This window comes from Candidatus Dadabacteria bacterium, assembly GCA_009840385.1.
Lineage (GTDB): Bacteria > Desulfobacterota_D > UBA1144 > Nemesobacterales > Nemesobacteraceae > Nemesobacter > Nemesobacter australis.
The window spans coordinates 1-6,120 of the sequence record VXNX01000010.1 but is presented as its reverse complement, the minus strand read 5'-3'; the positions used below and the strand labels follow the sequence as shown (position 1 = coordinate 6,120).

Annotated in this window: 7 protein-coding genes; 2 read left to right on the top strand and 5 right to left on the bottom strand. The window is 48.1% G+C overall.

Annotation, left to right across the window (positions count from 1 at the left end; translation table 11 throughout):
* Window positions 1-364 precede the first annotated feature (364 nt).
* The 4 genes from F4X55_04205 to F4X55_04190 form a co-directional block, all read right to left on the bottom strand.
* On the bottom strand, window positions 365-817 hold the full coding sequence (locus F4X55_04205) for a dehydratase (GenBank protein MYC40199.1): 453 nt from the start codon (window positions 815-817) through the stop codon (window positions 365-367).
* A 15-nt stretch (window positions 818-832) separates the two neighbouring features.
* The gene (locus F4X55_04200) at window positions 833-1,258 is read right to left on the bottom strand and encodes a Zn-ribbon domain-containing OB-fold protein (GenBank protein ID MYC40198.1); all 426 of its coding nucleotides are present in this window, start codon (window positions 1,256-1,258) and stop codon (window positions 833-835) included.
* Window positions 1,259-1,279: 21 nt separating this feature from the next.
* Complete coding sequence (locus F4X55_04195; GenBank protein MYC40197.1) at window positions 1,280-2,491, bottom strand: thiolase family protein; 1,212 nt, start codon at window positions 2,489-2,491, stop codon at window positions 1,280-1,282.
* 75 nt (window positions 2,492-2,566) lie between these two features.
* A complete protein-coding gene (locus tag F4X55_04190) occupies window positions 2,567-3,703 on the bottom strand; it encodes an acyl-CoA dehydrogenase (protein MYC40196.1) in 1,137 nt (378 codons plus the stop codon).
* 81 nt (window positions 3,704-3,784) lie between these two features.
* On the opposite strand from F4X55_04190, the gene F4X55_04185 reads away from it, so the two are divergent.
* Window positions 3,785-3,967: an HNH endonuclease gene (locus tag F4X55_04185; protein MYC40195.1), complete on the top strand. Its 183-nt coding sequence runs from the start codon at window positions 3,785-3,787 to the stop codon at window positions 3,965-3,967.
* Between the two features lie 252 nt (window positions 3,968-4,219).
* Here F4X55_04185 and F4X55_04180 read toward each other — a convergent pair whose 3' ends face one another.
* The gene (locus tag F4X55_04180) at window positions 4,220-5,047 is read right to left on the bottom strand and encodes a DUF3800 domain-containing protein (GenBank protein ID MYC40194.1); all 828 of its coding nucleotides are present in this window, start codon (window positions 5,045-5,047) and stop codon (window positions 4,220-4,222) included.
* Between the two features lie 202 nt (window positions 5,048-5,249).
* Here F4X55_04180 and F4X55_04175 point away from each other — a divergent pair, with 202 nt between their 5' ends.
* The gene (locus F4X55_04175) at window positions 5,250-5,735 is read left to right on the top strand and encodes a hypothetical protein (protein ID MYC40193.1); all 486 of its coding nucleotides are present in this window, start codon (window positions 5,250-5,252) and stop codon (window positions 5,733-5,735) included.
* The last annotated feature ends 385 nt before the right edge of the window (window positions 5,736-6,120 follow it).

Below are 6,120 nucleotides of genomic sequence, written 5' to 3'. Positions count from 1 at the left end.
ATGCTTCTGCTTACAGAGAAGTGGAATCCTCTCGGTGGAGTACCAGGCTAAGATTTGATGCTGCCGTGCTTTCCTGAGAAAGGCTTGGCTTTAAGTGTCGAGCCGAATGGAAAGCGCAGGATTTTTTAAGAATCCGTTTTGTTTCGGCCAGGCAGTCCGAAACTTTATAAAAGTTTGCGAGGCGGCCGCAGCTTCAGATGCTTTTTGATGCGGCGGTTGCCGAGCGAATAATTCCTTGCTCCTAAGGCAGGGGAGAGCCGGTTTACAGGTGGTAGAAAAAGGGGGGCTTTCGAGTCCCCCTCTTTTTTTGCTTTTTCCGTCTTGTCAGTTTCCTGACTTCAGTCAGGGAAAGGTTCTGGAGTTTTTATTCCTCTTCTTTTCTCTGGACAAGGATCACCCACTTTCCTTTCTGGACGGGTTTTTCAGCGTCCTTGTGAGTAAATACGTTTACCTCGAAAATAAAAAATCCCATGTTCGGGCGCTTGTGTTCCCTTTTTTCAACGAGCTTTCTCGTTATGTGAATGGTGTCGCCCGGGAATACCGCTCCCGAAAATCTCCAGTCTTCAAGACCCATGAAAGCGACGGTCGCGAGTCTCGGCATGGTGAACCATAAGCCCGTGGCTATGGACGTGACCAGCATGCCGTGAGCTACCCTTGTCTTGAACACGGTTTTTTTGGCGAATTCCTCGTCTATGTGCATATTGTTGTAATCTGCGGAAAGTCCTGCGAAGTTGACGATATCAGCTTCAGTAATCGTCCTGCCTGAGCTTTTATGCTCGTCTCCCTCGTTTAGATCTTCGTAGAAAAGTCTTGGCATTTTCGTTCTCCTTTTTTACCCCGCTGGTTTGAATTTGGGCAGGGTGACTTCATCGGTAACGTCATCGAACACCACCTGCACTTCCATGCCGATGGACACGTCAGCGGGATCTACATCCACAACGTTGGACATCATCTTCACTCCCTCATCCATCTCGATAAGGGCCACAACGTAGGGAGGCTCTCCCTTGTAAGCTTTAGACGGTCCCATGTGGTGTATGGAAAAAGTCCACACTTTCCCCCGTCCCTCGCTCTCCACCCACTCTATGTCCTCGCTCATGTCCCCTCCCGGGGAAAGAGCCCTGGGGTAAAAGAAAAACTCCCCTGTCTCCCTGGACCTCGGGATAACCAGCCTGTGCTCCTTCGCCGCTTCCCAAAACGGCTTTGTCTCCGGCCGGAACTCAGGCAGCGGCTTGTTGTATTCTTTTTTCTCTTCAGACATCTCTGTTCTCCTTGGTTTGTTTTAGTTAAGCGGCTGGTTGCCCAGTACCACCGTGCTGTGAGCAGACACTATCCCACCGTTTCCGTGCACCACGGCAACCTCAGGGTCCTCCACCTGTCTCTTCCCCGCGTCTCCCCTTAGCTGCAACGTAGCCTCAACCACATGGTGCATTGCTCCGAGGTGTGCCTGACTCAAGAGTCCCCCGTGGGTGTTAACAGGAAGATCCTTTCCTATCTCCATTCTTCCCTCAAGCGCGAACGCTCCTCCGTCCCCCTTGGGAACAAAACCCAGTCCCTCTAGCTCAAGGAGCACTGTTATGGTGAAACAATCATAAAGAAACGCTATGTCAACGTCACTTGGCTCTATCCCCGCCGTTCCGAAAGCCTTCTGTCCCGATCTCTCAACTGCGTTGTATATCTGATCAAGGTTCTCGAGGGTTGTGAGGTACTGATGTGAGTATCCCTGTCCCATTCCCCACAGGTACGCGAGATCGTTCTCTATTCCAAGCTCCTTAGCCTTGTCCTCCGTAGTCACTATGAAGGCGGCTCCTCCGTCTGAGATAATGGAGCAGTCATACTTTGTAAGGGGTTCAGCTATGACTCTTGACCCAAGAACGTCCTCTATCGAGAGAGGATCCTTGTTCATTGCGTTCTCCTTGTCAGCGGCGTGCTTTCTCATTGTCACTGCCACAGCCGCCAGATGCTCTCTTCTGGCTCCCCAGTCATGCAGGTATCTCTGCGCCGCGAGGGCGTATCCTCCAGGGGTGGTCAGTCCATAGGGGAATTCAAACTCAGCGTGGCACATCTCCCTTATAAGGGCAAGCATCCCCGAAGACGATATCCCGGACAGCGTGTTGTCCCCCCTTACGCAGAGCACAACTTCTGACTGTCCGGACGCTATCGCCATCGCGGCTTCCGCTACCATCCACACCGCTGTCGCTCCCCCCACTGCCACGGAGGAGAAAAACCTCGGGTTCATGCCGAAGTAGTCTGCAAACGTGGTGCAGTGCATAAAGGTGTGTTCCACTAGTGAGAATGCCGTTACGAGGCCGTCAACGTCCTCTTTTTCTATCCCCGCGTCCTCGATGGCCAGTTTTGAAGCTTCGCTCAGGAAGTGAAAGGAGCTTTTGTCCGGGATTTTTCCCTGTTCCGTTTCACCCACACCGGCTATAACCACTTTTTTCTTCTTAAGAAGTTCTCGGGTCTCTTGTATGCCCGGAAGATTCTCTGACATTGTAGTGCTTCCTCCTTACTTAAAACATTCAAAAATTCCGTATCATATTACTATATATTGCCTGCGATTGCCAAGCTAAATCCCAAGTTCGCGCGAAATAACGATACGCTGTATCTCCGAAGTGCCTTCGGTAATGGAAGCCAGCCTCGCGTCGCGGTAGTACCTCTCCGCGTTGTACTCGACGCTGTAACCGTAGCCCCCGAGCACCTGCAGGGCCTCTGTGGCTACCGACTGCACTATCTCGGCCGAGTACAACTTGGCCATGGAAGCCTCCTTGAGACATCTTTTCCCGTTGCTGTAGAGCCAGGCGGCCTTGTAAACCATGAGTCTTGCAGTTTCTATTTTTACCGCCATGTCGGCGAGCTTGAAGCTTATGGCCTGGAACTTCGATATGGGCCTTCCGAACGCTTCTCTTTCCTTTGAGTACTGAAGGGCGTACTCGAAAGCAGCCTGCGCTATTCCGACGCTTTTCGCGGAGTGGGTTATGCGCGCTCCGAGCAGCGTTTCCATCGCTCCCGCAAATCCTCCTTCTCCCACGAGCAGGCTATCCTCGGGAACCTCGCATCCCTCGAATATAAGTTCCGAGGTGTCCGCGGAACGATGTCCCAGCTTGTGCATCTTTCCGCTGACGGAGAACCCCGGGGTGCCCTTGTCAACTATGAATATGCTTATTCCGTGACCCTTTTTCGTCTTGTCGGTGTAGGCGGCCACCACCGCGTAATCGCACATCGTGCCGTTTGTTATCCAGGTCTTCGTGCCGTTAAGCACATAGCGGTCTCCCTTTTTTTCCGCTTGGGTTCTTATGCTCCGCGCATCGGAACCGGCGTTGGGTTCCGTGATTCCAAGAGAGCCTATTATTTTGCCCTCAATTCCGGGGACGAGATATTTCTGCTTCTGCTCCTCGGAGCCGAATTTGTATATAGGAAACATTGAAAGGCTCGTGTGAGCGTTGATGCACATAGCTATGCCGGCGTTAACCCTTCCCATTTCCTCTGAGAATATGCAGTCCATTATCTTGTCTTGGGCGACCCCTCCGTATTCTTCCGGAAAGGAGATTCCAAGCAGCCCGATTTCTCCGAGCATGGGAAACAACTGCTTGGGAAAGGTCTGGGTGGCTTCCGCTTCTTCGACCAGCGGTTCTATCTCGTTCTGGGCAAAATCCACTATCATTTCCCGGAACATGCGCTGTTCGTCTGTGAATTCAAAATCAATAGGCAATTTGCCGTCCTCCCTGTACCAATCCTCACTTAGCGAGAAAGTTTTTCGGGAAGGCAGTATAGCCGTTTTAGTCCGCTGTGGCAAAGGAACTTTGCGATTACCCTAAAAACTGGGAAATGCGCACAATGCGACGAGAGCTTCGACATAAAAGAGATGGAAGCGGACCATATTGATCCGTGGGTGGAAGGCGGCAAGACTGAAGAGGATAATTGTCAGCTGTTATGCAGAGAGGATAATAGAAGGAAATCTTCAAAATAAGAGGAGGAAAAGCATGGAACCAAAAGAGCTAGCCTGGCTCGGCATGAACCGTCTCAAGGAAGCGGTTCTGTTGGAGCTTTCCAGAGAAGAAGGGTCAATAACAAGAACCGATATTTCAAAAAGACTCGGCCTTCCCTTCCGCTACAAGAACTGCAACTGTAGAAAAATAGTTATAGCCGTTTTATGGGAACTGGAAAGGGAGAAAAAAGTAAGCGCGGTAAAGGGAAAGGACAATGTCGCGAAAATCGGCTTTCAGAGCTCCCGAATAGAGACAGGAGCATGTTCAAAAAATAATTTATGGGCCTTAGTCTGGTTGGTACGTGGATATATATATTGTCTGCCTATAGACCTTTTTGAAAAATCACTCACCCAAGCTGAAACTTTCTCAGCTTCACCCTTGTATTTAGGTTTGCCTCCTGCTTTTATTTCAGCATATCGGCGTAGAAAGTATGAGAAGAGATCGGCTAACTGAATCAGAGTAACGTTTTCTGAATTACAGAAATATGGAACATCTACAATCTGATCTAATTGGAGGTTTTTTGTCTTCCGATCGTAGTATTCATCACTCCAGCTAGGGGGTCTTAAGATAATATCTGTAAAACGAGCTTCTTCCCGATCTTCATTGTCGAAAATATAAATTGTATGGCCCTTATTTCTTCCAATGTTTTGGCAGTATTTTTGCATTGCCAGAACCAAGTGAAATGCTAAATAGCGCCACACCGTATTCAGTTCATCAGGAAAAGATATATCCGATCTTGCAGCGTTGTACGATTCTTTCAAGACAGATGTATATACAACATGATGTTTTCTCTTTGCAAGCCATTTAAAAATAGCAGAGATAATATCCGAACGCTTTTTGCCATCAATGTTGTAGAAAATACCTTTTCCAGAATAAAAGTCCCTAGTATGAAATTCTCTCACTTGACGTCCTGTGATTTCAGAGAGATACATCAAGAGTTCTTCCCAATGAGCCTTTGTTAAATGCATGCGCGTGACATCTACGACAACACCAACCATAACAGCGACAGGCTCATCCCCCATACCACTCTCGTCACAATAGCACAGCTTCACTCCTTTTATACTACCTGACTTCTTAGTCCTAAGTCTGGGATTTACCCTTTTCCCTTGTGTAACATTCTATGTAATTCCCCATAAACCAAAAAAGTTCCTTTTTAGGTGCGGGGGTTGTTTTCACTCCGCAAGAGGAGTATATTATAAGCAACGTCAGCGGGAAGGTGTCCCCCCGTTTAAATACCCATGGTTTATGTTTACAATATGAGTCATGGACTTTATAAAAGAAAATTGGCCAATAATTTCTCTTATTTTTCTTATTGCCGGGGTTACTTGGAAAAGTAGGGGATGGGTATCCTCCATTGAGAATGATATCGGAGATTTGAAAAAATCGGTAAGGAAAATCGAGGGTTTTCTTAAGTCACTTTTTCCTTCTACTACCTCAACAAACAGTCCTATTAACCTGACTGACCTAGGTAAAAAAGTATCACAAGAGATTCAAGCCTCTGAGTGGGCAAAGCAAACTGCTCCTGGGCTCATCGTTCAGGTTGAAGGCAAAAGCCATTACGATATTCAGGAATATTGTTTCGAACATGTCAAAAGAGAGTCCGTTCTAACTGAAGAAATGGACGAACGGGTCAGGTCTTCTGCATATAATAACGGGATAGAGAAATGGCAAGTATTAAGAGTTTTGGCTATCGAGCTAAGAGACACTTTTTTCGAACAGCTCAAGATGGATAAAAATGCGGATTACTAAATATTGCGTTCATCCAAGTATTTTCCCTTAGAATACAGGTGCGATGTGTAACATTCTATATAATTCCCAAAAACTTTAGTTGACATTTCCGGTGAATAGAGAGTAGTATATGAAATGTTCCACCTTCCGGTTGCCGCCGTAGCCGTTTTTTCCCTCACGGGATCAAGTGGCTTCGGCGGCTTTTTCTTGACCGATTCCGGGTAGCCCTGAGCTGCGTCGCGGATGGAAGATTTCACGGTTCTGCACGCGTGAAAACGGCTTATTTTTGGGTAGTTGAGCGGGTGGAGAGGTTCAAGTTCCCCGAGCCGGGAAAAACTTCAGCTGAGCTGCAAAAAAACACTTGACAAAGGGGAGTGGGGTTTGGTTTAATGAGAATCGGGTGAGG